The 25,884-nt window shown below is 57.9% G+C and carries 21 protein-coding genes; 5 read left to right on the top strand and 16 right to left on the bottom strand.

The genetic code is table 11. The annotated features are described in order from the left end of the window. Positions 1-8 precede the first annotated feature (8 nt). The 4 genes from secD to queA are packed head-to-tail and all read right to left on the bottom strand — an operon-like array spanning position 9 to position 4,490. A complete protein-coding gene (gene secD / locus AC2FAJ_RS16365) occupies positions 9-1,856 on the bottom strand; it encodes a protein translocase subunit SecD (RefSeq protein WP_062935949.1) in 1,848 nt (615 codons plus the stop codon). Positions 1,857-1,883: 27 nt separating this feature from the next. Beyond that, positions 1,884-2,216 (bottom strand): preprotein translocase subunit YajC, encoded by a 333-nt coding sequence (yajC, locus tag AC2FAJ_RS16360; protein WP_000007630.1) that lies wholly within the window; start codon positions 2,214-2,216, stop codon positions 1,884-1,886. A 22-nt stretch (positions 2,217-2,238) separates the two neighbouring features. Further along, on the bottom strand, positions 2,239-3,366 hold the full coding sequence (gene tgt / locus AC2FAJ_RS16355) for a tRNA guanosine(34) transglycosylase Tgt (RefSeq protein ID WP_045259930.1): 1,128 nt from the start codon (positions 3,364-3,366) through the stop codon (positions 2,239-2,241). 53 nt (positions 3,367-3,419) lie between these two features. Continuing rightward, complete coding sequence (gene queA / locus AC2FAJ_RS16350) at positions 3,420-4,490, bottom strand: tRNA preQ1(34) S-adenosylmethionine ribosyltransferase-isomerase QueA (RefSeq protein ID WP_028012140.1); 1,071 nt, start codon at positions 4,488-4,490, stop codon at positions 3,420-3,422. Between the two features lie 92 nt (positions 4,491-4,582). On the opposite strand from queA, the gene acpH reads away from it, so the two are divergent. Continuing rightward, the gene (gene acpH / locus AC2FAJ_RS16345; RefSeq protein ID WP_041911095.1) at positions 4,583-5,164 is read left to right on the top strand and encodes an ACP phosphodiesterase; all 582 of its coding nucleotides are present in this window, start codon (positions 4,583-4,585) and stop codon (positions 5,162-5,164) included. A 127-nt stretch (positions 5,165-5,291) separates the two neighbouring features. Further along, positions 5,292-5,894, top strand: coding sequence for a peroxiredoxin C (locus AC2FAJ_RS16340; protein ID WP_003859113.1), 603 nt, complete (start codon positions 5,292-5,294; stop codon positions 5,892-5,894). Positions 5,895-5,937: 43 nt separating this feature from the next. On the opposite strand, the gene AC2FAJ_RS16335 is transcribed toward AC2FAJ_RS16340, so the two are convergent. The 7 genes from AC2FAJ_RS16335 to phoB all read right to left on the bottom strand — a co-directional run bounded on the left by AC2FAJ_RS16335 (position 5,938) and on the right by phoB (position 17,170). After that, positions 5,938-7,323 carry a DUF3999 domain-containing protein gene (locus tag AC2FAJ_RS16335; RefSeq protein ID WP_485454324.1) on the bottom strand — a complete coding sequence of 462 codons (1,386 nt, stop codon included), beginning with the start codon at positions 7,321-7,323 and terminating at the stop codon, positions 5,938-5,940. Beyond that, positions 7,320-9,935 carry a DUF2339 domain-containing protein gene (locus AC2FAJ_RS16330; RefSeq protein WP_485454323.1) on the bottom strand — a complete coding sequence of 872 codons (2,616 nt, stop codon included), beginning with the start codon at positions 9,933-9,935 and terminating at the stop codon, positions 7,320-7,322. Before AC2FAJ_RS16330 ends, AC2FAJ_RS16335 begins: the two co-directional genes overlap by 4 nt. An 85-nt stretch (positions 9,936-10,020) precedes the next feature. Next, a complete protein-coding gene (gene malZ, locus AC2FAJ_RS16325; RefSeq protein WP_485454322.1) occupies positions 10,021-11,838 on the bottom strand; it encodes a maltodextrin glucosidase in 1,818 nt (605 codons plus the stop codon). Positions 11,839-11,978: 140 nt separating this feature from the next. Then, on the bottom strand, positions 11,979-13,352 hold the full coding sequence (gene proY / locus AC2FAJ_RS16320; RefSeq protein ID WP_028012135.1) for a proline-specific permease ProY: 1,374 nt from the start codon (positions 13,350-13,352) through the stop codon (positions 11,979-11,981). 81 nt (positions 13,353-13,433) lie between these two features. Further along, positions 13,434-14,753, bottom strand: a complete 1,320-nt coding sequence (brnQ, locus tag AC2FAJ_RS16315; protein WP_028012134.1) for a branched-chain amino acid transporter carrier protein BrnQ — start codon at positions 14,751-14,753, stop codon at positions 13,434-13,436. 410 nt (positions 14,754-15,163) lie between these two features. Next, complete coding sequence (gene phoR / locus AC2FAJ_RS16310; RefSeq protein WP_485454321.1) at positions 15,164-16,459, bottom strand: phosphate regulon sensor histidine kinase PhoR; 1,296 nt, start codon at positions 16,457-16,459, stop codon at positions 15,164-15,166. Between the two features lie 21 nt (positions 16,460-16,480). After that, positions 16,481-17,170, bottom strand: a complete 690-nt coding sequence (gene phoB / locus AC2FAJ_RS16305; protein WP_008503265.1) for a phosphate response regulator transcription factor PhoB — start codon at positions 17,168-17,170, stop codon at positions 16,481-16,483. 187 nt (positions 17,171-17,357) lie between these two features. Here phoB and sbcD point away from each other — a divergent pair, with 187 nt between their 5' ends. Together sbcD and sbcC are read left to right on the top strand one after the other, a co-directional pair. Beyond that, entirely contained in the window at positions 17,358-18,563 is a 1,206-nt protein-coding gene (sbcD, locus tag AC2FAJ_RS16300; protein WP_485454320.1) for an exonuclease subunit SbcD, read from the top strand. Next, complete coding sequence (gene sbcC / locus AC2FAJ_RS16295) at positions 18,560-21,691, top strand: exonuclease subunit SbcC (protein WP_485454319.1); 3,132 nt, start codon at positions 18,560-18,562, stop codon at positions 21,689-21,691. Before sbcD ends, sbcC begins: the two co-directional genes overlap by 4 nt. Positions 21,692-21,771: 80 nt before the next feature. Here sbcC and mak read toward each other — a convergent pair whose 3' ends face one another. Beyond that, positions 21,772-22,677 carry a fructokinase gene (gene mak, locus AC2FAJ_RS16290; protein ID WP_041911102.1) on the bottom strand — a complete coding sequence of 302 codons (906 nt, stop codon included), beginning with the start codon at positions 22,675-22,677 and terminating at the stop codon, positions 21,772-21,774. 123 nt (positions 22,678-22,800) lie between these two features. Between mak and rdgC the strand changes: the two genes are divergently transcribed. Next, positions 22,801-23,715 (top strand): recombination-associated protein RdgC, encoded by a 915-nt coding sequence (gene rdgC / locus AC2FAJ_RS16285; protein WP_014882739.1) that lies wholly within the window; start codon positions 22,801-22,803, stop codon positions 23,713-23,715. A gap of 46 nt (positions 23,716-23,761) precedes the next feature. On the opposite strand, the gene ppnP is transcribed toward rdgC, so the two are convergent. The 4 genes from ppnP to aroL all read right to left on the bottom strand — a co-directional run bounded on the left by ppnP (position 23,762) and on the right by aroL (position 25,796). Continuing rightward, the gene (ppnP, locus tag AC2FAJ_RS16280) at positions 23,762-24,049 is read right to left on the bottom strand and encodes a pyrimidine/purine nucleoside phosphorylase (protein WP_008503270.1); all 288 of its coding nucleotides are present in this window, start codon (positions 24,047-24,049) and stop codon (positions 23,762-23,764) included. 71 nt (positions 24,050-24,120) lie between these two features. Continuing rightward, positions 24,121-24,798 (bottom strand): AroM family protein, encoded by a 678-nt coding sequence (locus tag AC2FAJ_RS16275; protein WP_059354932.1) that lies wholly within the window; start codon positions 24,796-24,798, stop codon positions 24,121-24,123. 237 nt (positions 24,799-25,035) lie between these two features. Beyond that, on the bottom strand, positions 25,036-25,227 hold the full coding sequence (gene yaiA, locus AC2FAJ_RS16270; protein WP_003859135.1) for a protein YaiA: 192 nt from the start codon (positions 25,225-25,227) through the stop codon (positions 25,036-25,038). Between the two features lie 44 nt (positions 25,228-25,271). Beyond that, a complete protein-coding gene (aroL, locus tag AC2FAJ_RS16265; RefSeq protein ID WP_028012127.1) occupies positions 25,272-25,796 on the bottom strand; it encodes a shikimate kinase AroL in 525 nt (174 codons plus the stop codon). Between the last annotated feature and the right edge of the window lie 88 nt (positions 25,797-25,884).

Raw genomic sequence — 25,884 nt, 5'->3', positions numbered from 1 at the left:
CGCACTCCTCAGATAGACAGCTTTTTGACGCGCTTGCCGCCGTACAGCAGGTTCACGATGGCACGGGTGCCGACAATAGCGGTAAACATTGACGTTGCGACACCGATACCGGTGGTAATCGCAAAGCCTTTGATCGCGCCAGTACCCACTGCATACAGGATAAGAACCTTAATCAGTGTTGTTACGTTCGCATCGAAGATAGAGCTGAACGCGCCTTTATAACCTTCGTCAATCGCCTGCTGGACAGAGCGACCGTTGCTCAATTCTTCTTTGATACGTTCGTTAATCAGTACGTTGGCGTCGACCGCCACCGCAAGGGTCAGAACGATACCCGCAATCCCCGGCATGGTCAGCGTCGCCCCCGGCAGCAGGGACATAATGCCGATGATCAGCACCAGGTTTGCGATCAGCGCGGAGGTCGCAATCAGACCGAACTTCTTATAGAAGAAGATCATGAAGAGGATAGAGACCGCCAGACCGGCCAGACACGCTTCCAGACCCTGCTGGATGTTTTGCATACCCAGAGTTGGACCAATGGTACGTTCTTCAACAATCTGAATTGGCGCAATCAGCGCACCGGCACGCAGCAGCAGCGAGAGCTGACGCGCTTCGTTCGGGTTGTTAATACCGGTAATACGGAAGCTGTTACCCAGACGAGACTGGATGTTGGCGATGTTAATCACCTCTTCCTCTTTCACCAGCACCGCACGACCATTTGCATCTTTCTTACCGCTGTCTTTGTACTCCACGAACAGGGTCGCCATCGGTTTGCCGATGTTGTCCTTGGTGAAGTTAGACATAATGTTACCACCCGCGCTATCCAGCGAGATGTTAACCTGCGGCTGGTTGTACTCATCCTGGCTTGAAGTGGAGTCGGTGATGTGGTCACCGGTCAGGATCACGCGCTTGTACAGCACAACCGGCTGACCTTCACGGGTCTGTTTCACTTCGGAGTCACCCGGAATACGGCCAGACGCCGCGGCAGACTGATCGACATTGGAGTTCACCAGACGGAATTCCAGCGTCGCGGTCGCACCGAGGATCTCTTTCGCACGCGCGGTATCCTGGATACCCGGCAGTTCAACCACGATACGGTCAGCACCCTGGCGCTGTACCAGCGGCTCAGCCACGCCCAGCTGGTTTACACGGTTACGCAGAATGTTGATGTTCTGCTGAACGGCATATTCACGCGCTTCTTTCAGACGCGCATCGGTCATCACCGCACGCAGCTGGTTGCTGCCCTGCGAGGAGATCACCAGGTCACGGTGACGTTGGGTCAGGTAATCTACAGCCTGATCGCGCGCCGCGCTGTCGCGGAACGTGATGCTCATGCCGTAGTTATCTTCTTTACGCACGGTAGTGTATGGGATGCCTTTGTCGCGCAGATCGCTGCGCAGGCTGTCGATATTCTGTTCCTGCAGCTTGCCGAGCGCGGTATCCATATCCACTTCCATCAGGAAGTGAACGCCGCCACGCAGGTCAAGACCCAGCTTCATTGGCTCTGCGTTCAGCGCAGCCAGCCAGCGAGGGGTTGCAGGAGCAAGGTTAAGCGCCACGACATATTTGTCACCCAGCACGCCCATCAGCGCTTCGCGAGCGCGGAGCTGCGTGTCGGTGGTGTCGAAGCGAGCAAGAATTGCACCCTCTTCCAGAGCCACAGACTTAGCGGTAATTTTTTCTTCTTGTAACGTTTTCTGGACCTGGATCAGCGTTTGCTCACTGGCGGCGACACCGCGCGCGCCAGTGATTTGAACGGCCGGATCCTCACCATACAGGTTGGGAAGCGCGTACAGCAGGCCGACGATAATCACGACGACCAGCATGATGTACTTCCACAAAGGATAACGGTTTAACACGGCAGTTCCCTTTGGGAAAAGTTGGGATTACAGCGCCTTCATGGTGCCTTTCGGCAGAACGGCAGCTACGAAGTCACGTTTGATAACCACTTCAGTGGTGTCGTTCAGGGCGATAGCAATGTAGCCGCTTTCAGCCACTTTGGTTACGCGGCCGACCAGACCACCGTTGGTCAGCACTTCATCGCCTTTCGCGATGGAGTCCATCAGCTTTTTGTGCTCTTTGGTACGCTTCTGCTGTGGGCGCAGGATCATGAAGTAGAAGATCAGACCGAACACAACCAGCATCAGGATCAGAGACATCGGGCTGCCCTGCGCCGGAGCACCTGTTGCCGCTACCGCATCAGAAATAAAAAAGCTCATTCAAATTCCCTCATTATTAATATTAATCAACGTTCAACGGTGGAACATCCCGCCCCTGACGTTGGTAAAAATCGGTCACGAAGCTCTCTAATTTACCCTCTTCGATAGCCTTGCGTAAACCAGACATTAAGCGCTGATAGTAGCGAAGATTATGAATCGTATTGAGACGCGCGCCCAAAATCTCATTACAACGATCGAGATGATGCAGATACGCGCGAGAATAATTGCGACAGGTATAGCAATCGCACTCGGAATCGAGCGGGCTGGTGTCACTCTTATGCTTCGCGTTACGGATTTTCACCACGCCATCGGTAACGAACAGATGACCGTTACGCGCGTTGCGGGTTGGCATCACGCAGTCGAACATATCAATGCCGCGACGTACGCCTTCCACCAGATCTTCGGGTTTACCCACACCCATCAGGTATCGTGGTTTATCCGCCGGGATTTGCGGGCAGACGTGCTCCAGAATGCGGTGCATGTCTTCCTTCGGCTCACCCACAGCCAAACCGCCGACAGCGTAGCCATCAAAACCTATCTCTACCAGACCTTTAACAGAGATATCGCGTAAATCTTCGTAAACGCTGCCCTGAATGATGCCGAACAGCGCATTTTTGTTCTGCAGGGAGTCAAAACGGTCGCGGCTGCGCTTCGCCCAGCGCAGAGACATCTCCATAGAGCGTTTCGCGTAGTCCCAGTCTGCCGGGTACGGCGTACATTCGTCGAAGATCATCACGATGTCGGAGCCGAGATCGTACTGAATCTCCATCGACTTTTCTGGATCGAGGAAAATCGGATCGCCGTTGATCGGGTTACGGAAGTGTACGCCCTGCTCGGTGATCTTGCGGATATCGCCCAGGCTGAAGACCTGGAAGCCACCGGAGTCGGTCAGGATCGGACCTTTCCACTGCATAAAATCGTGCAGATCGCCGTGGAGCTTCATGATCTCCTGACCCGGACGCAGCCACAGGTGGAAGGTATTACCGAGGATAATCTGTGCGCCCGTGGCTTCAACTTCTTCCGGCGTCATCCCTTTTACGGTGCCGTACGTGCCCACAGGCATAAACGCGGGGGTTTCCACCACGCCGCGATCAAACACCAGGCGACCGCGACGCGCGCGGCCATCGGTGGTATCGAGTTCAAATTTCATTTTTTCTCCGACGTCAGAAAAACAGTCCAACGTTGTCATACGGTGCCGCGGACTTATTCCCCGACACGCTCATTCAAAGCCAGCGGATTGTACGTGATAAACATCGCGTCCCCGTAGCTAAAAAAGCGATATTTTTGTTCTACCGCAGACTTGTACGCATTCATCGTATGCTGATAACCCGCAAATGCAGAGACCAGCATAATCAGCGTCGATTCAGGCAGATGGAAGTTGGTCACCAGCGCGTCAATCACCTTGTACTGGTAGCCCGGGTAGATAAAGATCTGCGTATCGCCAAAGAACGGCTCGATAAGACCGTTTTTAGCTGCCTGCGCGGCGCTTTCCAGTGAACGCACGGACGTCGTACCGACGGCCACGACGCGGCTACCGCGCGCTTTCGCCGCCAGCACCGCATCCACCACATCCTGCGGCACTTCGGCATACTCGGAGTGCATGATATGGTCTTCAATGCTGTCCACACGCACCGGCTGGAAGGTGCCCGCACCGACGTGCAGCGTCACAAACGCCATCTCAACGCCCTTCGCACGCAGCTTTTCCAGCAGCGGTTCATCAAAGTGCAGACCTGCGGTTGGCGCCGCGACCGCGCCAGGCTTCTGGCTGTAGACGGTCTGGTACAGCTCGCGATCGGCCTCTTCGTCCGGGCGCTCAATGTACGGCGGCAGCGGCATGTGGCCGATAGCGTTCAGGATGTCGAGCACCGTGCGCTCGTCGTCGAACGCCACCTCGAACAGCGCGTCGTGGCGCGCGGTCATGGTCGCCTTGATGCTTTCGTCATCACCCAGCAGCAGCTCCGCGCCCGGCTTCGGCGCTTTGGAAGCGCGAATATGTGCCAGAATACGTTTATCATCGAGCATACGTTCGACCAGCACTTCAATCTTGCCGCCGCTGGCCTTACGGCCAAACAGGCGCGCCGGGATCACGCGGGTATTGTTAAAGACCAGCAGATCGCCAGGGTTGAGCTTGTCGAGCAAATCGGTGAAAGTACCGTGCGTCAGCTCGCCCGTTGGCCCATCCAGTGACAGTAAGCGACAGCTGCTGCGCTCAGGCATGGGATAGTGAGCAATCAGGGATTCAGGTAGTTCAAAGGAGAAATCGGCGACGCGCATGACGTATACTCGTGACTTAAAAACAGGCGGCATAGTCTAGTGCTCACACCCTTTTGCTGCAACAACTAGCCGCCACTGGACAAATAAAACGCATGAATTTTCTCGCTCACCTGCATCTCGCACACCTCGCTGACAGCTCCCTTTCCGGCAATTTGCTGGCCGATTTCGTGCGCGGCAACCCCGCTGAAGCGTATTCTCCCGAGGTTGTCGACGGGATTTTTATGCACCGCCGCATTGATGTCATCACTGATAATCTGCCCGAGGTGACGGAAGCGAAAGCGTGGTTTCGCCCTGAAACGCGCCGCGTTGCGCCGATCACGCTCGACGTGATGTGGGACCACTTCCTGTCTCGCCACTGGGAACAGCTCTCGCCGGAGATGCCGTTGCCGGCGTTTGTGCGCTACGCCCACCAGCAGGTGTCGATCATTCTGCCCGATTCGCCGCCGCGCTTTGTGAATCTGAATAACTACCTGTGGTCGGAACGCTGGCTGGAGCGCTATCGCGAGATGGACTTTATTCAGAATGTCCTGAATGGCATGGCGAGCCGTCGCCCGCGACTGGATGCGCTGCGCGACTCCTGGTACGACCTGGATGAGCATTACGATGCGCTGGAGAGCCAATTCTGGCAGTTCTATCCGCGCATGATGGCGCAGGCGAAAAACAAGCAGCTCTGACAGCACGATCATTGATAGGTAAAAGCTGGCGGAACGATTGTCACCACCTCTTTGTCTTATCCACGAACACTCTCTATACTGGCTCGCGTTGCGTTCCAAATAACCTTAGTATCTACAGGAGAATCATATGGTTCTGGTAACTCGTCCGGCTCCGGATTTTACAGCTGCAGCAGTTCTGGGCAACGGTGAAATCGTTGAAAACTTCAACTTCAAACAGCACACCAACGGTAAAGCGACCGTTCTGTTCTTCTGGCCAATGGACTTCACTTTCGTTTGCCCGTCTGAGCTGATCGCGTTCGACAAACGTTATGAAGAATTCCAGAAGCGTGGCGTGGAAGTGGTTGGCGTCTCCTTTGACTCTGAATTTGTACACAACGCATGGCGTAACACCCCTGTCGAAAACGGCGGCATCGGTGCGGTGAAATACGCAATGGTTGCGGACATCAAACGCGAAATCCAGCAGGCTTACGGTATCGAACATCCGGACGCTGGCGTTGCGCTGCGCGGTTCCTTCCTGATCGACGCAAACGGCATCGTTCGTCACCAGGTTGTGAACGATCTGCCGCTGGGTCGTAACATCGACGAAATGCTGCGCATGGTTGACGCGCTGCAGTTCCACGAAGAGCACGGCGAAGTGTGCCCGGCTCAGTGGGAAAAAGGTAAAGAAGGTATGGCTGCGTCCCCAGACGGCGTTGCTAAATACCTGTCTGAGAACGTATCCAGCCTGTAATCGGCACGGTTTACGAAGAAGGCCCGCTTATGCGGGCCTTTTTTTATGCCTTACGCTGCGTCTCTCGCCAGATGCGCCAGGCCATTCCCGCCAGCAGAATTACGCCCGCAATTAGCACGCCCCACACCAGCAGCGCGTTCATCCGGCTCTCCCGCTCGGACGCAGAGGTAGCGGTCAGACGCCCCTCGCCGCCTAACGCGACATCATCCAGAATGTCGGCCTGCGGCAGGTGCTCCATATCATAGGTTTTGCGCAGATCGGCGGGGATCAGCATGTCAGGCTCCACGCTGGCAGGCTTTGCAGCGCCATTACCCCAGGCAAGCACGTATGGCGCTTTTCCCTGCGCGTTGAACACCAGATCATAGCGGTCACGATGCCCGGTGACGCCTGGCAGGTATTCCGGCAGGCGCGCATTCAGCGTCGTGATTTTCACCGCCTGCACCAGGCCTCCGCTAAGCGAAACCGGTGAAGACGTTTTGCCCTCCAGACGGTAAAGCACCTCTTTTTTCAGGGGGTGCCATGTGTCTTTTTCCGTACTCCGCCACGCTATCTCCACGGGAAGGACGCCGTCGCCATTCAGTAAAATGCTGATAGCACTCAGCGGCTGCGGCTGCGCCCAGTGCCACTGCGCTTCGCTTGTCGATAGCTGCTCCCCTATCCCCTCAAGATCGATCGCGTCCGGCGTCGCCCGCGCAGGAGCGCTAATCGCGTTAACGCCGGTTAAGGTCACCCCCTGGCTCTGAGCATTCAGCACAACCAGGAGATAGCGATTCGTATCGGGAGACAAAACGATATCGGTATCGATCCGATCGAGCTTAAGACGATCCTGCCCGCTCATCACGTCCAGCAGCGGCATATCCTCGCGCAGGGTATACCAGCGCTTAAGATCCTCGCTGTAGTAGACCGACGCCGTTCCCTGCCACGGCGCCTGAGGGGTATTCCAAAGCAGCTGCAGCTGGGACAGGGCAATCTCACCCGTAGCCTGCTCCGGCAGGGTCAGCAGATAATGCTGCCCGGCTGCGGCGGCTTTTTGCCCCTCCAGCACAATCTCTACGCCGTTTCCGGAACGGAGCAGGATCTTATCGCTGCCCTCATCCCCACGCGCAGGCGCAAGCGGTGAGGCGTCCAGAGGAAAGAGGCGCAGCGCCGTGGATTGCGCTGCCGCCTGCGGACGCGTCGCGGTGACCAGGCTGAAAGGAACCGGCTCGCCCGACTGGTTAAAGACGCGAACGTCATGCAGATCCGGCGACGTGCTCTGCGTATAGACAGCGAGCGGCAGCGTCACCCGATACCACTGGGAAGGAGCAGACGTATCCAGCGAGCGGCCAAAGGCATAGTCCCGGGGCGATTCCGTTTGTACCTCGTCGCAGAACGCCGGGCCTGCAAGCGCCAGCAGAGCGGTACAAGCTACCGCTTTCATCCATTTCATTTTTCATCTCCTGTTTTGGGCGGTAGCGGCGAGAAATACCCCACGATCAGCACCAGTATTGCCACGCCGATAAACGCCACCGCACGCGACAGACCGCCTCCACCCTCGCTGTCCACCAGCATCAGTTTAACCATCACCACGCCCAGCAGCGCGGCACCGCCAAGCCACTCCTGACGGGAAGCCCTACGGGTGGCGTGGACCATGATCACCAGCGCGCTCAGCATCCAGAACAGGGCAAACGTGGTCTGGATCAGCCGCGAATCCCACAGCGACGCCATATTCCAGGCCACGTCGCCGTACCAGGCCAGGGCGCGCATCAACGCACCGTTAAGCCACCAGAAGCCAAACGCCATAATCGCGACGGCAGGCCACGGACGGGCCTGCGAGAGCTGCGTCGGGTAGTAACGATCCACCGCCCGGTAAAAGACCACCAGCCCCAGCAGCGCGAACGCCGCGCCTTCTTCAAGCGGGTTCACCAGCGGCAGCCAGGTCTGACGATAAACCACGCCGTCCTGGAAATTGGTCACCACCAGCAATACCAGCAGCGCCGCGAGCACAGGGATCGGTGCTATGCACGCGTAGAGCGCGGGCCACTCCCGGAACGGCCACCCGCGACGGCGCACCGCCGCAGAGAGCGCCATAATCACCCCGCCGCCTGCGGCCATCGCCAGCCCGCTGCCCCAGGCCGCCATGCCCCACGGCAGCGACCGGGCAAACCAGTAAAGCTCCGCCGCCAGCGCCAGTAATATCATCCAGAACAGCGCCAGATGCAGCCCCATAGAGATGCGCGGCGCTAAACGGGCGCCGTCGCGCCGCAGCAGCATCAGCGCGGCGGGAAGCGCAATACCCCAGGCCAGATTTGACCAGCCGGCGGCAAACATCTGCTGGTGCGAGAGCTGATAGCCCACCATCACCAGCATCAGCGGCCACAGCAGCCATTTGCTGGCATCCAGCTCCCGCCACGCCAGACGAGCGGCAGCCTGACGCCAGCCCCAGACCGACGCCGCCGTCAGTGCCAGTACGCCTGCCAGAACAGGCAGTTCCTGCTTCAACACCAGCCGCGACGCGCCAAATAGCGCCACGAGCCAGAACAGCAGCCCGCCTGCCAGCAGCGCCCAGCTAACCGGCAGAAAGAGGTTCCGCCACAGCCAGGCCGCAGCCAGCCAGCAAAGGCTGAGGATGGCGAAGATAAGCAGCAGGCTCAGCGGCGTAACGCCGTTCATCTGCGCCCACAGCGCGCTGCCGAGCGCCAGCACCAGCAGCGCCGTCCCGCTATAGCTCATGCGCCGCTGGTGCTGCTGCACGCCCAGCCAGAGGATGCCCAGCCCCTCCAGCGCCCAGGCCATCGCCGTCCACCGCGCGGAGAGCGCGAGCGGAATCGCAAGCGTGGCAAACCCGCCGCCGATCGCCAGCGCCGCCATCACCAGTGGTCGCCCGATGGACGGATAGCGGCGCAGCGCAAGGAAAGCGAGGGCCAGATAAAATGCGCCGTATCCCAAAGCGCTCAGGGCCGGACCATATTCCCAGTGCCGGGTCATACCGTACTGCATCCCAAAGCCTATCAGCGGCGGGGCAAACAGCAGCACGCCGTCAATAATCTGCTTTCCTTTCTCCTGCGCCCGCAGCGACAGCGCCACGCTCAGCACGCCGAATATCAGCGTATTGGCAATCAGGAACAGCTGGCAGATCCAATAGTCTTCAGGCTGGTACTCACTTAGCCCCCACAGGCCGCCCACGCCAAAGGTAAACAGCAGCCCGAGCAGGTTGAGCTCGCGCCAGTGCTGCCAGATGCTGATGGCGAGAATGCCGATGGAAAGCAGGAGATAGAAGGAAAACAGCGCCACAAAGCTGCCGCCCCCGGTAGATAGCAGCAGCGGCGCAAGATACCCGCCGAGGCTCGCCAGCATGGCAAGGCTCAGCGCTTTCTGCAGCACGGCCAGCCCAACGCTCGCGGCGCAAATCACCACCAGTAGCGCAAAGGCCAGCGTCATCGGCAGCATCTGCCAGAGCCGGAAGGCGCCAAAGACCGTCAGGTAGAGAATGCCCGTCGCCCCGCCCTGTAAGATAAGCGCGTAGATCGGCTGCTTGTGCCGCAGCCGCCACCCAACCGCCAGCAGCACGATGGCAAACAGCGCCGTCGCCACCAGGCGTAGCTCAAGCGGGAACAGGGAGTGTTCAACGGTATAGCGCAGCAGGAAAGAGAGGCCGAGGAAGAGCAGCAGAATGCCAAGCTTCGCCAGGGGATTACCCTGCATAAACCAGCGCGTCAGCGACGTCACAATGCCACCAAAGGCAGAAGGCTGTTTAGCCGCAGGCGCAGGGGCCGGGGCCGGTTCTGCCACGGCAGCGGGAGTATCGGGGCGCCAGGGATCGACAGGCGCGGGAGCGTCCTCCACCACTGGCGCGGTAATTGCCTCCGGCGCGGCGGTCTGCACCGGTTCCGGCGCGTTCTCAGGCACGCCGCGCTGCTCAAGCGCCTCTATGCGCTGGCGTAGCCGGGCGATCTCCTGCTGCGCCGCCGTGCTTCGATTAAACCCGATAACCGCAAGCACGGGGGCAACCAGCAGCGCAAAAACCAGGAATAAACAGCCAAGGATGTAAAGCTCGTCCATGTTTCCACCTTCACCGTAAACGATCCGTTAAGATTGACACAAATCGTTGCATTTGCGCCATCTTAAAAGGGGAAACTTTAGCGCATTAGCTGCCGAGCCAGACCGTCGCGGATACCGCAGGCAGCGCCAGCACGCCATCCTGTATCGTCGCCTTACCCTCTTTGTTCGTCCACGTCGCCACCTTAAGCAGCGGCGAATCATCCAGCACCACTTCGCAGGCCTCGCCCCGGTTAATCGCCACCAGCACGCGCTGCTGATTATAGACGCGGAGAAAGACCACCACGTTATCGTGGGCGTACGCCACCTGACAGCCGCCGTAGCGCAGGGCGAGACTCTGTTTGCGCAGCTTCGCCAGCCGCTGATACAGGCTGAATAGCACCTTATCCTGTTTCTCTGCCTCCCACGGGAAGGTTTTGCGGCAGAACGGATCGTTGTTGCCGTCCAGCCCCACTTCGTCTCCGTAGTAAATGCACGGTACGCCCGGCCAGGTGAAGAGCCAGGTGACCGCCAGCGGCAGATGCGCCACATCCTTGCCGAGCAGGGATTTAAAGCGCGCGGTGTCGTGGCTATCGAGCTGGTTAAACATCCGCAGCTGCTGCTGATGCGACAGGCCAGCGCGATAGTTATCCATCCACGCGGCGCAGGTTTCAGCGTCGATATGGTTCGGATCGTAGGAGATATCGGTGTTAGCCAGGAATCCCCACAGCGGGAAGGTAAAGCCGCGATAGTTCATCGCCGCATCTTCGGCATCGTTTTGCAGCCACTGGCGCGCGTCGCCAAAGTGTTCGCCAAAGACAAACGCCTCCGGCTTGGCCGCTTTCGCCGAACGCGCGATCCCGGCCACGTGCTGAAGGTTATTTCGCGCCCCGCCCGCTTCACCAAGCATATGCACCACGTCCAGACGCCAGCCGTCCATATTCCACGGCGCCTTCAGCCAGTGACGCACGATGCTGCCATCACCGCCGTAAATCTCGTTCACCAGAGACGGGGACTGGAAGTCCAGCTTCGGCAGGCTCGGGTAGCCCAGCCAGTCCAGCGCGCGCCCCTCCTCGTTAAAGCTGTACCAGTCGCGCTGCGGCGAATCCGGATTATGGCATGCTCCGCCCATCGACTGGTTATGCCGGTCAAACCACGCGTGCGAATCGCCGCTGTGGTTGAACACACCGTCCAGAATGAGGCGCATGCCTTCTTTTTGGGTGTTCTTACGCAGGCGCAGCAGCGCCTCGTCACCGCCAAACTGCGCGTCAACGTGGCGATAATCTTCGGTATCGTATTTGTGTACGCTCGGGGCTTTAAACACCGGGTTGAGGTACAGCGCCGTCACGCCGAGTTTTTTCAGGTACGGCAGCTTTTCGCTGATGCCGTCGAGATCGCCGCCGTAGAACGTCGAGCCGCCCGCCTGCGCCGTCACCGGTTCATCCCATTTTTTCAGGATGATGTCGTGACCCGCGGCATGATGGTAATAGACCTTGTCCTGGCCGGCGGTGCGTTTTTCGCTGCGCGCAAAGCGGTCCGGGAAAATCTGATAAAAGACCTGATCGTTAACCCACTGCGGGCCGTTATCCGGGTAATCGACGGCGAACTGCTCCAGCCGGGCCGGTGGGAAACGGCTAAACCCCTGCGGGGTAAACCACAGCTGGCGGTTGTTCCATAAAAGCTTAAAGCTATAGCGACGGCGCGGCTGCCCGGTGCGCAAATCAATATTCGCCCGCCACGCCGTAATCCCCGGCTGCGGCTGGCTGCGCAGCTTGTGCATTTTCAGCCCGGTCTCTTCGTTATCAATTTCGGCGCGGAGCGTCACGCGTTCCGGCTGGTTTTCCCCCGCCAGCCAGAGCGTAATCACAAGGTTGTCTTTGTTTTGCTTAACAAATGGGGCAACCGGAAGGTGCCAGGCGTTTAACATCACGAATCCCCTCTGATGAAATTGACGTCACCTTGCCACAGGGTGGTTAAGGATAGCTCACCATGACGAGATTTATTGGGGGAGGAGGACGGGGGAGGAGGCAAAATCCCCTCTCCCGCGAGGGAGAGGGGATAAAAATATTACTGTGCTTCTGCCAATTGACGGTCACGGCGGCACTTAAACACCCAGCCGATCAGCAGCAGAACGATCCACGCACAGCCCACGTACAGGGAAATGCGGGTATCCGGATGGTAGCCAATCAGGCCAATGATAAACACCAGGAAGATCAGCCCGACCACGGTCGTCGCCACCCCGCCCGGCACCTTAAACTTCAGCGCTTTCGCCTCATCCGGCGACAGACGGCGGCGGAAGGCAATCTGCGACAGCAGGATCATGATCCACACCCACACGGTCGCGAAGGTCGCCAGGGACGCAATCACCAGGAAGACGTTCTCCGGCATGATGTAGTTCAGGTAAACCGAGAACAGCAGCGCTACGGTCATCACCACCACCGTCACCCACGGCGTGCCGCGGCGTGAAGTTTTGGCGAACACCTTCGGCGCGCTGCCCTGCTCCGCCATGCCGTGCAGCATGCGGCCCACGCCAAAGACGTCACTGTTGATGGCCGAAAGCGACGCGGTCAGCACCACAAAGTTCAGAATGCTGGCAGCAAAGGCAATGCCCATATGCTGGAAGGTCAGGACAAACGGGCTACCGTTAGTGCCCACCTGGTTCCACGGGTAGATGGACATAATCACGAACAGCGTACCCACGTAGAACACCAGAATACGCATCGGCACCGAGTTGATGGCGCGCGGAATGGATTTCTCCGGATCTTTCGCTTCCCCGGCGGTGATGCCGATAATCTCGATGCCGCCGTAGGCGAACATTACCATCTGTAGCGACATCACCATCCCGAGCCAGCCGTTGCTGAAGAAGCCGCCATTGCTCCAGAGGTTATGGATGCCGGTCGGCTGGCCGCCGTTGCCAATCCCCCAGATGATGATCCCGAAACCCGCCACAATCATGATGATGATGGTCGCGACTTTGAAGAAGGAGAACCAGAACTCCAGCTCGCCGAACACCTTCACGCTCATCAGATTGACGGCGCAAATGAGCAACACCACGCTCAGCACCCAGATCCAGTGCGGCACCGCCGGGAACCAGACGCCCATGTAGATGCCGAATGCGGTTACGTCGGCAATCGCCACAATCAAAATTTCGAAGCAGTAGGTCCAGCCGGTGATAAACCCGGCCAGCGGGCCGAGGTTTTCCTGCGCATAGCGGGAGAAGGAGCTGGCAGACGGGTTGTGAACCGACATCTCACCCAGCGCGCGCATGATGATATACGCCGCCACACCGCCGATGATGTAGGCCAGCAGCACGCTTGGACCGGCCATTTTGATGGCATCTGCCGAGCCATAAAAAAGACCGGTGCCGATAGCAGAGCCCAGCGCCATAAAGCGGATGTGGCGCGTGCTCAATCCACGTTTAAGTTTGTTAGTGCTTTCCATTTAAATCTTGCCATTCAACACGAAAAAAACAAAAAACCACGGGGCCTTAAGCCCCGTGGTTAAACAGTTTGTTGCCGTTGATTAATGAGCGTTCGATGTGACCTGACGCCCTGCAGCACGGTCCCAGATAACCGCCAGAACCAGTGCAACAACGGTAGGCATCAGCCAGGCCAGGCCCTGCTCGGACAGCGGCAGACGCTGTGTCCAGGCTGGCAGAATTTCAGCGAACGCTGATGCTTTAATCCCGTCAAGGATACCAAAAATCAGGCTGATAAACATGGCTGGCGCAATAATTCGTGAGGAGTTATGCCACCACGGACGGGTGAAGCTCAGCACCACCAGCACGATGCACGGCGGATAGATAGCCGTCAGCACCGGAATAGAGACCTGAATCAGGTGGCTCAGACCGAGGTTAGACACCGCCATCGAGAAGATACCGAGGATAAACACCAGGGTACGGTAAGAGAGCGGCAGATACTGCGCAAAGAACTCTGCGCAGGCGCAGGTCAGGCCAACCGCGGTTACCAGACACGCCAGGAAGATCAGCGCCGCCAGCAGCATGCTGCCCGCCCCACCGAAGGTGTGCTGAACGTAAGCGTGCAGGATAGCCGCACCGTTCGCGTTCTGATCAACCAGCATCGCGCTGTCAGAGCCCAGGCGGAACAGCGCCAGATACAGCAGCGTCAGGCCCACACCGGCCATCAGGCCAGCCCAGATGGTATAACGGGTCAGCAAACGCGCTTCGGTCACGCCGCGGGAACGCGCGGCGTTAACGATAACGATACCAAACACCATCGCGCCCAGCGTATCCATCGTCAGGTAGCCGTTCACAAAGCCGTTAGAGAACGCGGCGTTTTTATAGGCATCCATCGCGTCGCTAATCGGGCCGGCTGGCCAGATGATGGCCGCCACGGCCAGCACGATCAGCGCTACAATTTTCAGCGGCGCCAGGAAGTTACCTACCGTGTCCAGCAGCTTGCCCGGATAGAGGGAAACCAGAATCACGATGGCGAAATAAATCAGGCTGTAGATGAACAGCGGCATCGCGCCGTCGCCGGTCAGCGGGGCGATGCCCACTTCGAAGGAAACAGTCGCGGTACGCGGAGTGGCAAACAGCGGACCAACGGCCAGATAGCAGACGGTAGCCAGCAGAACGCCAGCCACTTTGCCAATCGGGGTGCTAAGGCTATCCACGCCGCCACCGACTTTCGCCAGTGCGATAACGGTCAGTACCGGCAGGCCCACGGCAGTAATCAGGAAACCGAACGCGGCTGTCCAGACGTGTTCACCCGCCTGTAAGCCAACCATTGGAGGGAAAATGATGTTGCCTGCGCCAACGAACAGCGCAAATGTCATAAAGCCCAGCGCGATAATGTCACGCGATTTTAAGTGATGGGTCATAAAACCTTACTGCCTGTGGATGTGGTGTTGAAAACGTTGAGATTTTTCGATTTCCCTGACGGGACGACACAGCCGAAAATTTGCTCAATTTCAGCGGGAAATGCTCCCGTCCTGGCGTGGAGAAGAATAGTTTTTCGATTTACCACGCAAATACAGTCGGTCTGACAGTATCTGGGGGGCAATTTAAACGCTTATAACGTTTAAAGGCAAGGAGGGATCGTAAAACCAGAAGAATATGCCAGTATGAAAACGCACACCAGAACAATGCGCTAATTATAGGAAAAACCCATGGCTAATCATGCGAACAAAAAACAGCCAACCGTATAAAATTCACACGCGTTTCGCTTGACTGCAAAGCAAACGGGCCAGCGATGGCTGACCCATGGAAAGGTAAAATGACACGCCTGCCGTCAGGCGCTCTTTTTGGCAATTAATCGTTCCGGGATAACGAAACTAAAGCGGGTTCCCTTACCCAGGGCACTCTGAATATCGAGACGGCTTTCATGGTGATTCACCGCGTGTTTCACAATCGCCAGCCCCAGGCCGCTTCCGCCCGTCTGCCGCGATCGCGCTTTATCCACCCGGTAGAAGCGCTCGGTCAGGCGCGGAATATGCTCCGGGGCGATCCCCGGCCCGTTATCCTCAACGCTAAACTCGGCGCCTGCCGGCGTATGCTGCCAGCGCACCACGATATCCGTTCCTTCCGGCGTATGGTTTACCGCGTTGTACACCAGGTTGGAGATGGCGCTACGCAGTTCATCCTCGCTGCCCAGCACCTTCAGCGTGTTGTCGACGTCAAAGGTCAGCTGATGTTTTTTATGGCTTAACGTCTGCGCTTCACGCTCGACGACGCGCAGCATCATTGGCACATCAATGGTGTCATTCAGCGCAAGAGAAGGCGCCGCTTCAATCTTTGACAGCGTCAGCAGCTGCTTCACCAGCCCTTCCATACGGTGCGTTTGCTCGCGCATCGTATGCAGCGCTTTTTCACGCGGCGCGCCTTCCAGGGTTTGCTCCTGCATCATCTCCAGGTAGCCCTGCAGCACGGTCAATGGGGTTCGCAGCTCATGGCTGACGTTGGCGAAGAAGTTACGACGCGCCCCTTCCAGCTGATGCATCTGGGTCACGTCGCGCGCCACCATCAGCCACTGGCGATCGCTGTAGGGCATCACGCGGATTTCCAGATGGCGACCGTTATTCAGCTTCAGATTGTGGGGACGGGTGAAATCACGCTTTTTCAGATACAGCGTGAACTCGGGATAACGCAGAAGGTTAAGGATGTTCTGACCATTGTCGTCCGGCCAGCGCAGGCCCAGCAGCTGTTGCGCAAGCCCGTTACACCAGAAAATAGTTCCTTCTTCTGTCGTCAGGATCACCGCATCCGGCAGCGACTCTGCGCCGCTGCGAAAGCGTTTGATCAGGCTTCCCAGCTCGCGGCGACGCTTTTTATTACGCATCTGCATCTGGTGCAGGCCGTACAGCAGCGGCTCCCAGCTGCCGCTTCCCGGCGGCGGGGTCATACTGCGGTCCACCCACAGCCACCAGGAGAGACGCAGCAGGTTCCAGAAATGCCAGGCTAACAGCCCGGTGACCGCCGCCAGCAGAAACCACGGCAGATGCCCAAGTAAGGCCCCCAGAAGAAGGGCCGGAATACAGCATAAGATCAGTTCAAAGACGAGCCTTTTCCATGACAGACGTTCCAGCACGCGTCACACTCCTGTCATTATTCAGAAACGGGTCGAGAAACGATAACCCGTACCGCGGACCGTCTGTACCATACGATCGTGGCCGCTCAGTTCCAGCGCTTTTCGCAGGCGGCGGATATGTACGTCAACCGTCCGGTCTTCGACATACACGTTAGTTCCCCAGACGTTATTCAGCAACTGCTCGCGGCTGTAAACGCGTTCCGGATGGGTCATAAAGAAGTGCAGGAGTTTAAATTCGGTAGGCCCCATGTCGAGGGGATTTTCGCCGGTCATCACGCGGTGTGACGTTGGGTCAAGGCTGAGGCCCTGCATCTCGATCACCTCTTCGACCGCCATCGGGGAAATACGGCGCATGACGGCCTTAATGCGGGCAACCAGCTCTTTCGGGGAGAAAGGCTTGGTAATGTAATCGTCCGCGCCGGTCTCCAGACCGCGCACGCGATCCTCTTCCTCTCCGCGCGCCGTGAGCATCACCACCGGGATGTCGCGGGTCAGCGCTTCACGCTTCAGATGTTTGATAAACTGCAGTCCGGAGCCGCCGGGCAACATCCAGTCAAGCAGAATCAGATCGGGCCAGGGTTCATTCAGCTGGTTCACCGCGCTGTCATAATCTTCCGCTTCAACCGGCTGGAAGCCATTTTGTTCGAGCACGAAGCACACCATTTCACGAATTGGAGCTTCATCTTCTACGACCAGAATACGTCTCGCCATACTTTGCCCTGTCTTATCTTATTTAAGTTACAAGTTTGTAATGCGGCGCCATTATGCGTCAGATTTATGACAGATTTATGAAAAACAGTACCACTATAAATGGCAAACTGTTGTTTTATTACAGCGGTTATTTTCCTCTCCCTGACAGTTTATAATCGCCCGCATCGTTTTTCGCCACGGATCTCCTATGCGCATACTTCACACCTCGGACTGGCATCTGGGTCAAAATTTTTACAGCAAAAGCCGTGCGGCTGAACATGAAGCGTTCCTGAACTGGCTGCTGGAAACGGCCCGGACGCATGAGGTGGACGCGATTATCGTGGCGGGAGATATTTTTGATACCGGCTCGCCGCCGAGCTATGCGCGTGAGCTGTACAACCGCTTCGTGGTGAATCTGCAGCAAACCGGCTGTCATCTGGTGATTGTCGCCGGCAACCATGATTCCGTCGCGACGCTCTATGAATCCCGCGACATCCTGGCATTTCTCAATACCACCGTCGTCGCCAGCGCAGGGCACGCCCCGCAGATCCTGAAAAAGCGCGACGGGTCGCCGGGCGCGGTACTGTGTCCGATTCCCTTTTTACGTCCGCGCGACATCGTGCAAAGCCAGGCGGGACTGTCGGGCGCGGAAAAGCAGCGGCATTTATTGCAGGCCATCACCGACTACTATCACCAGCAGCACGCGGAAGCCTGTGCCCTGCGCGGTGAACAGGCCATTCCGATCATTGCCACCGGGCACCTCACCACCGTCGGGGCCAGCAAAAGTGACGCGGTCCGCGAGATCTATATCGGTACGCTGGACGCCTTTCCGGCGCAAAACTTCCCGCCCGCGGACTACATCGCGCTCGGGCACATTCACCGCGCCCAGGTCATCGGCGGCTGCGAGCATATCCGCTACTGTGGCTCCCCTATTTCGCTCAGCTTCGATGAAACCGGAAAAGCCAAATCCGTGCATCTGGTGAGCTTTGATGAGGGCAAACTCAGCGCCGTCGAGACGCTGGAAGTGCCGGTCACCCAGCCGCTGGCGGTGCTGAAGGGCGATCTGGCTGCCATCACCGCCCAGCTTGAGCAGTGGCGCGGCGCTGAGCTTAACCCGCCCGTCTGGCTGGATATTGAAATCACCACCGATGACTACCTGCACGATATGCAGCGGAAAATTCAGGCGCTGACCGAAGAGTTGCCGGTTGAGGTGCTGCTGGTGCGCCGCAGCCGCGAGCAGCGCGAGAAAATTCTGCTCGGCGCCCAGCGCGAAACGCTTAGCGAACTGCGCGTAGAAGAGGTGTTCGAGCGCCGACTGTCGCAGGAAGAGATCGATGATGCGAAGCGCGTCAGGCTCAACGAGCTGTTCAGCCATACTCTGCACGCCCTCAATGACGAGGAAGAAAACGCATGAAAATTCTGAGCCTGCGCCTGAAAAATCTCAACTCCCTCAAGGGCGAGTGGAAAATTGACTTCACCGCGGAGCCTTTTGCCAGCAACGGTCTGTTTGCCATCACTGGCGCAACCGGCGCGGGTAAAACCACCCTGCTCGATGCCATCTGCCTGGCGCTCTACCACGAAACCCCGCGCCTGAATAAGGTCTCTCAGGCGCAAAACGATCTGATGACGCGCGATACCGCCGAGTGCCTGGCGGAAGTGGAATTTGAGGTGAAAGGCGTTGCCTATCGCGCCTTCTGGAGCCAGAACCGGGCGCGCAACCAGCCGGACGGGAACTTGCAGGCACCGCGCGTGGAGCTGGCCCGCTGCGAGGATGGCAAGATTCTGGCCGATAAGGTGTCGGATAAACTGGAGCAAACCGCGGCGCTCACCGGGCTGGACTACGGCCGTTTTACCCGCTCAATGCTGCTCTCGCAGGGGCAATTTGCCGCCTTCCTCAATGCCAAACCGGCCGACCGAGCAGAACTGCTGGAAGAACTCACCGGCACCGAAATCTACGGCCAGATTTCCGCGATGGTGTTTGAGAAACACAAAGCCGCCCGCAGCGTGCTGGAAAAATGCGAGGCGCAGGCGGCGGGCGTCGTGCTGCTCAGCGAAGAACAACAGCAGCAGTTGCAGCAAAGTTTGCAGGCACTTACTGACGAAGAGAAAACCCTGCTGGCCCAGCAGCAAAGCCAACAGAAAGATTTTCAGTGGCTTACGCGTCATGACGAGCTCGTGCGGGAGCAGCAGCGCGTTACCGCCCTGCAGCAGCAGGCGCAACAGGCGCAGGCGAACGCGGCGCCGGAACTGGCAAAACTCCAGCTTGCCCAGCCCGCCGCCCAGCTTCGTCCGCTCTGGGAGCATCAGCAGGAGCAAACCGCACGTCTGACGCAAACCCAGCAGCGAATTAACGAAGTAAATACTCGCTTACAGACCAAAACTGCACTGCGCGCGCGGATCCGCAATACCGCCCTGCGTACCCATGAGCGGCTACAGGCCGAACTGACGGCGCTGGGACAGTGGCTGGCGGAGAATGAGCGTTATCGCCTGCTGGGCCAGGAAATTGCCGGCTGGCGCGCCCAGTTCTCACAGCTAAATCGTGACAAAAGTCAGCTCGTCGCGCTTGCTGCGCGGATGACTGAGCTACGTCAGAAGCTGGCTGAGATGCCGGAAAATACGCTGACGCTGACGGCGGATGAGGTCTGCGCGGCCATGGAGCAGCAGTCCCGGTCCCGCACGCTGCGCCAGCAGCTGACGTCGCTGCATGCCCGCTATCAGCCGCTGCAAAAGCGCCTGAGCCAGAACGGTGAAAGCGTGCAGAAAGCCCAGGCGGAGCAGAGCAAGCTCAATGAAACCCTGGCGCTGCGCCGCCAGCAGTACAAAGAGAAACACCAGCACTATCTGGACCTGAAAGCCCTATGCGAACGCGAAGCGACGATTAAAAATCTGGAAAGCTATCGCTCACAGCTTGAGGCAGGCAAACCCTGCCCGCTGTGCGGCTCCCACGAGCATCCTGCCGTGGAGACCTACCGGTCGCTTGAGCTGACGGATAACCAGCGTCGCCGTGATGCGCTCGAAAAAGAGGTCGCCGCGCTTAAAGAGGAAGGCCTGCTGGTGCTGGGACAGGTTAATGCCCTGGCTCAACAGATCCAGCGTGAGACAGACGAAGCGCAGACGCTTTCTCAGGAAGAGCAAGCACTCACTAAAGCGTGGCTGGAGGCGTGCGCGTCTTTGAATATCGCATTGAATATTCAGGAGGATATCGCGCCATGGATGAACGAGCAGGAACACTACGAGCGCCAGCTTTACCAGCTCAGCCAGCGTCTGACCCTGCAAAACCAGCTGAACGAGCAGGAAGCGCAGGAACGCCAGTATCAGCAGCAGCGCACGGCAACGCGCCAGGCGCTGGAACATACTCTTCTCGCGCTCTCGCTTAGCGTTCCCGAAGAGGGCAATGAAGCCGACTGGCTGCACGCCCGCGAAGCGGAATTTGCCCACTGGCAGGAGAAGCAAACGCAGCACGGCGTGCTTCAGGAACGCGTGAGCGCGCTGAAGCCGCTGCTCGACACGCTTCCGGCAACACACGGTGAAGAGGCTGAACCGGCCATTCCTGATGACTGGCGCGACATCCACAATGAATGCGTGTCGCTGCAAAGCCAGCTCGCCGCCCTGCAGCAGCAGGAGGCGCTGGAGCGCGAGCGCCTGCAGCAATCGCAGACGCAGTTCACCGCGGCGCTCTCCGCAAGCTGTTTTGCCGATCGGGACGCGTTCCTTGCCGCGCTGCTGGATGACGATACTATTCGCCGCCTCGAACAGCTGAAACAGTCGCTGGAAAACCAGATCCAGCAGGCCGCGGCGCTGTGCGGGCAAGCGAACCAGCAGCTGCAGTCTCATCTGGCGCTGCGCCCGGAAGGGCTCGACGCCGATGCTGCCACGCTGCAAAGCCAGCTGCAGCAGCTGGCGCAGCGGCTTCGCGAGAACACGACGCATCAGGGCGAGATCCGCCAGCAGCTTAAGCAGGACAGCGATAACCGGCAGCACCAGCTGGCGTTGATGCAGCAAATTGAAGAGGCCGCGCGCCAGGCGGATGACTGGGGGTACCTGAACGCGCTGATCGGCTCCAGCACCGGCGACAAGTTCCGTAAGTTCGCCCAGGGGCTGACGCTGGACAATCTTGTCTGGCTTGCTAACCAGCAGCTTAACCGTTTACACGGGCGTTATTTATTGCAGCGTAAGGCCAGCGACGCGCTGGAGCTGGAAGTGGTGGATACGTGGCAGGCGGATGCGGTTCGCGATACCCGCACCCTCTCCGGCGGCGAGAGCTTCCTGGTCAGCCTGGCGCTGGCGCTGGCGCTTTCCGATCTGGTGAGTCATAAGACACGGATCGATTCCCTGTTCCTGGATGAAGGGTTCGGCACGCTCGACAGTGAGACGCTGGATACGGCGCTGGATGCGCTCGACGCGCTGAACGCCACCGGGAAAACCATCGGGGTGATTAGCCACGTCGAGGCGATGAAAGAGCGCATTCCGGTGCAGATCAAGGTGAAGAAGATCAACGGACTGGGGTATAGCAGGCTGGACAGGGAGTTTGCGGTGGGGTGAGTGTTGGGTCGATTCGGTCTGGTGCCCTCTCCCTGGCCCTCTAAACATCAAAAACGGCAACGCAAGTTGCCGTTTTGCGTTTATTGCGGCCATAACCACGCCGCGCCGCGCACGCCGCTGGAGTCGCCGTGGACGGCTTTGCGGATCGGGGTTTCGCACTCGCCGCCGAAGACCCACTGTTTCACCAGATTTGGTACCGTGGCGTACAGCCGGTCAACGTTGCTCATGCCACCGCCGAGCACAATCACGTCCGGATCGAGAATGTTCACTACGTGCGCCAGCGATTTCGCCAGACGCATTTCGTAGCGGCTGAGCGCCAGTTCGGCCACCGGATCCTGTTCTTCCACCAAACGCATAATCTCGTTCCCCTTGAGGGGCTGGCCGCTCAGGCGGTGGTAGTCGGTCGCAAAACCGGTGCCGGAGATAAAGGTCTCGATACAGCCCTGCTTGCCGCAGTAGCACGGCACCTCGGCGCGGTATTTGAGTTCATCTTCATCCATCCACGGCAGCGGGTTGTGCCCCCACTCACCCGCCGTGCCGTTGCCGCCGATATGTGAACGTCCGCCAAAGGCCACGCCCGCGCCGCAGCCGGTACCGATAATCACCGCAAACACGGTCTGCGCTCCTGCGGCTGCACCATCAACGGCCTCTGAGACCGCCAGGCAGTTAGCGTCATTCGCCAGACGCACTTCCCGGTTCAGACGCTGGCTCAAATCCTTATCAAACGGCTGACCGTTGAGCCAGGTAGAGTTGGCGTTTTTCACCACACCCGTATAAGGCGAAATGGAGCCGGGGATTCCCATCCCGACCGTGCCCCTCTCGCCCGTCGCCTGCTCGGCCATATCAACCAGCCGGGCAATCGTCTCGATCGTCTGGTGATAATCATCGCGCGGCGTCGGCAGACGGTGGCGGAACAGCTGTTCCCCCTGCTCGCTTAACGCGATGACTTCTGTTTTGGTGCCGCCCAAATCAATCCCAATACGCACAAGACTCTCCTCATTATTTTGATTATCAACAGAGTAGAAGCACGCTTCCCGATTAGCAATGCAAGCGATGCGACAATTCGTTATCATGCCCGCTGATTTAACGACAAGGCCGTGGAAATTATCATGCTGTGGTTCAAAAATTTGATGGTTTACCGTCTCAGCCGCGACGTTTCGCTGCGCGCAGAAGAGATGGAAAAACAGTTAGCCGCTTATAGCTTTTCCCCTTGCGGTAGCCAGGATATGGCGAAAACCGGTTGGGTTCCGCCAATGGGTTCGCAAAGCGATGCACTGACCCACGCCAGCAGCACGGGTCAAATCATCGTCTGCGCCCGCAAAGAAGAGAAAATTCTGCCCACGCCGGTGGTTAAGCAGGCGCTTGAAGCAAAAATTTTCAAGCTGGAAGCCGAGCAGGGCCGCAAGCTGAAAAAAACCGAAAAAGACTCGCTGAAAGATGAAGTTCTGCACTCTCTGCTGCCGCGCGCCTTCAGCCGCTTCAGCCAGACGATGATGTGGATCGATACCGTTAACGGGCTGATCATGGTGGACTGCGCCAGCGCCAAAAAAGCGGAAGATACGCTGGCCCTGCTGCGTAAAAGCATCGGCTCTTTACCGGTCGTACCGCTGGCGCTGGAAACGCCGATTGAGCTGACCCTGACCGAGTGGGTTCGCAGCGGTACCGCGGCGCAAGGTTTCCAGATCCTGGACGAAGCCGAGCTGAAAGCCCTGCTGGAAGATGGCGGCGTGATCCGCGCGAAAAAGCAGGATCTGGTGAGCGACGAGATCGCCGTACACATTGAAGCGGGCAAAGTGGTCACCAAACTGGCGCTCGACTGGCAGCAGCGCATTCAGTTCGTGATGTGCGACGACGGTTCCGTGAAGCGTCTGAAGTTCTGCGACGAGCTGCGCGATCAAAACGAAGATATCGACCGGGAAGATTACGCCCAGCGCTTTGACGCGGACTTTATCCTGATGACCGGCGAACTGGCCGCGTTAATTCAGAATCTGGTGGAAGGTCTCGGCGGCGAAGCGCAGAGATAATTTCCCCTCACCCTGATCCTCTCCCCAAAGGGGAGAGGAAAGACGATTATTTCAGGTAGCGGCACAGATAAGAGGTCGGTTCAGCGACCTGCAAATGAAATTCGCTGTGGCCAGGGACGTTGAAAACTTGTCCGGCAGCGTAAACTTTCCATTCCGTTTCACCCGGCAGTAAGACGTTCAGCGCGCCGCTGACCACCGTCATCTCTTCCGCTTCTGCCGTGCCAAAGGTGTATTCCCCTTCAGCCATAACGCCCACACTGGCGCGGCCAGTGCTGCTGCTGGTAAAACCGATGGATTTCACTTTACCGGAAAAGTATTCGTTACTTTGAAGCATGAACTGGCCCTTATATTCAGAGATAAAAATTCACTATAGGGGCCATGCTCATCACCTGTCACGCAAAATCATTACGTCAGAAGTTCTGAGGCCAGGCGAGCCATCAGAACGTTGGATAACAGCACCGGCACGTCCAGCGCCTTTTGCAGTAAATCCCGGTGATGCTGGTGAAAACCAAGACAGTCCAAAATCAATACATCCGCCCCTCTCTCCAGCAGCTCCTTCCCGGCAGCAATGAGTTTAGCCTCGCTGTCCCAGAAGGGGTTTGCCAGCGCATACAGGGGCGTTTTTTCGAGCACGTGCCACTTTGCTTCCTGGTTGTCCATAAGCTCCTCGATGGGCACAATGACCCCCACCTGATGCCCGTCAACAATGGAGGCTACCAGCGGAGGAATAATGCGCATCGGCTCAAGCAAAATCGCATTGCGCGCGATGAGTCCCTTAATGGGGGCGGTGCTCATCAGCAAAATAACGTCATATTGCTGATTATCGAGTACTTCTATTACTGCCTGCAGCGAACGCTCAATTTTCTGCCGAGAAACATGCGCCAGTTTACCGTCGCATAATAACGTCGCCAGGGGATCCTCCCCCGCCTCTACAGCGTAGTCTTCCATGACCTCTTCCCGGCTCATCTTACCCAGCAGGCTGAGATGCGTGATCTGTTGTTCAGATACATGCTCGGTTAAGAGCGGTAATACTTCGCTTACAGGGACCACACCAATGGTGAGGATCGCCAACGTTGCCTTCATCTTCTTCGCCTTCCATCACTACAAAAACGTGCACACAGGTACAGGCTCTCTACGCTGTACAGTTCGTTTTTTCAACAAAACAGCACCAAGCGTAGCAGGCGAACTTTGCCCCGAAATGTAAAGATCGCCTGCCGATAACGGAGCTACCTGTAATAACTAAATATTAACTCCTACTTAACATTTGCGATGAGTAAAAAGTGTGATTCAGGCACGGTATTGGAGCGTTTAGGAAAACATTCAAGACTTTTCGGGATCTTCGTAGCGCCGTTTGGCATCCAGCGCTTCCTGTTCAGTCTCATGTTCACTGATCAGCGAGTCCGGTTTGGGGTGATCGGCACGCAGCTGGTACCAGGTGACGGTCTGGTCGCCATTGCCTTTTTCAACGGTAACAATACGTGCTTCGCGTGGATAGGGAGGTCTGGTTGGCATAGCTCATCCTTTTTTTATGTCTGAGCTATCAGTATAGACGGCGGTTAGCTGGCACACGCCAGACGCAGGGCGGTAATAATCTGAATTACCACATCTTCCGGGGCCGCAGAGGCATCCACGACATGGTGTGCAGCTTCACGGTAGAGGGCATCACGCTCGGCCAGCACTTCGCTCACCTCTTCGCTGAGCGGTCGTGACGTCAGCGCCGGGCGTTGTCCCTCTTCAGGAAATGCTTCAAGTCGCCCTACCAGAGCCGCCACCGGCGCGCAAAGATAGATCACAATGCCTTTTTCGCGCATAAAGTGACGATTACATTCGGCCAGAACAATACCGCCTCCCGTCGCAATGACGGCTGACGGCGTGGTGACCGCTTTCAGCGCGGCCGTTTCGCGGGCGCGAAAGCTTTCCCATCCCTCTTGCTCCACGATGTCTGCGATGGTTTTGCCGGCCTCGGTCTGCAGCCAGTGGTCGGTATCAACAAACTGACGATGACATGCGCGTGCCAGTTCCACGCCAACGGTGGTTTTCCCACAGCCGCGGGGGCCAACTAAAAAGATGGGTTGGGTCATAGCCAGGTGTTCCCCTTGATGCCGAATGGCTGAAGAGTGTAAAGAAATAATTGCAGAAGATGTGTCGAATACTTTACTGCAAAGCGGT

The organism is Enterobacter cloacae complex sp. 385G4, from assembly GCF_057320665.1.
The sequence above is the reverse complement of the archived record's forward strand: the minus strand, read 5'-3'. Positions and strand labels throughout refer to the sequence as shown.

Bases quoted from the DNA above. Each gene is read 5' to 3' on its own strand.
- yajC (WP_000007630.1), bottom strand. From the start codon at position 2,216: ATGAGCTTTTTTATTTCTGATGCGGTAGCGGCAACAGGTGCTCCGGCG.
- tgt (WP_045259930.1), bottom strand. From the start codon at position 3,366: ATGAAATTTGAACTCGATACCACCGATGGCCGCGCGCGTCGCGGTCGC.
- queA (WP_028012140.1), bottom strand. From the start codon at position 4,490: ATGCGCGTCGCCGATTTCTCCTTTGAACTACCTGAATCCCTGATTGCT.
- acpH (WP_041911095.1), top strand. From the start codon at position 4,583: ATGAATTTTCTCGCTCACCTGCATCTCGCACACCTCGCTGACAGCTCC.
- AC2FAJ_RS16340 (WP_003859113.1), top strand. From the start codon at position 5,292: ATGGTTCTGGTAACTCGTCCGGCTCCGGATTTTACAGCTGCAGCAGTT.
- AC2FAJ_RS16335 (WP_485454324.1), bottom strand. From the start codon at position 7,323: ATGAAATGGATGAAAGCGGTAGCTTGTACCGCTCTGCTGGCGCTTGCA.
- AC2FAJ_RS16330 (WP_485454323.1), bottom strand. From the start codon at position 9,935: ATGGACGAGCTTTACATCCTTGGCTGTTTATTCCTGGTTTTTGCGCTG.
- malZ (WP_485454322.1), bottom strand. From the start codon at position 11,838: ATGTTAAACGCCTGGCACCTTCCGGTTGCCCCATTTGTTAAGCAAAAC.
- proY (WP_028012135.1), bottom strand. From the start codon at position 13,352: ATGGAAAGCACTAACAAACTTAAACGTGGATTGAGCACGCGCCACATC.
- brnQ (WP_028012134.1), bottom strand. From the start codon at position 14,753: ATGACCCATCACTTAAAATCGCGTGACATTATCGCGCTGGGCTTTATG.
- phoB (WP_008503265.1), bottom strand. From the start codon at position 17,170: ATGGCGAGACGTATTCTGGTCGTAGAAGATGAAGCTCCAATTCGTGAA.
- sbcD (WP_485454320.1), top strand. From the start codon at position 17,358: ATGCGCATACTTCACACCTCGGACTGGCATCTGGGTCAAAATTTTTAC.
- sbcC (WP_485454319.1), top strand. From the start codon at position 18,560: ATGAAAATTCTGAGCCTGCGCCTGAAAAATCTCAACTCCCTCAAGGGC.
- rdgC (WP_014882739.1), top strand. From the start codon at position 22,801: ATGCTGTGGTTCAAAAATTTGATGGTTTACCGTCTCAGCCGCGACGTT.
- ppnP (WP_008503270.1), bottom strand. From the start codon at position 24,049: ATGCTTCAAAGTAACGAATACTTTTCCGGTAAAGTGAAATCCATCGGT.
- AC2FAJ_RS16275 (WP_059354932.1), bottom strand. From the start codon at position 24,798: ATGAAGGCAACGTTGGCGATCCTCACCATTGGTGTGGTCCCTGTAAGC.
- yaiA (WP_003859135.1), bottom strand. From the start codon at position 25,227: ATGCCAACCAGACCTCCCTATCCACGCGAAGCACGTATTGTTACCGTT.
- aroL (WP_028012127.1), bottom strand. From the start codon at position 25,796: ATGACCCAACCCATCTTTTTAGTTGGCCCCCGCGGCTGTGGGAAAACC.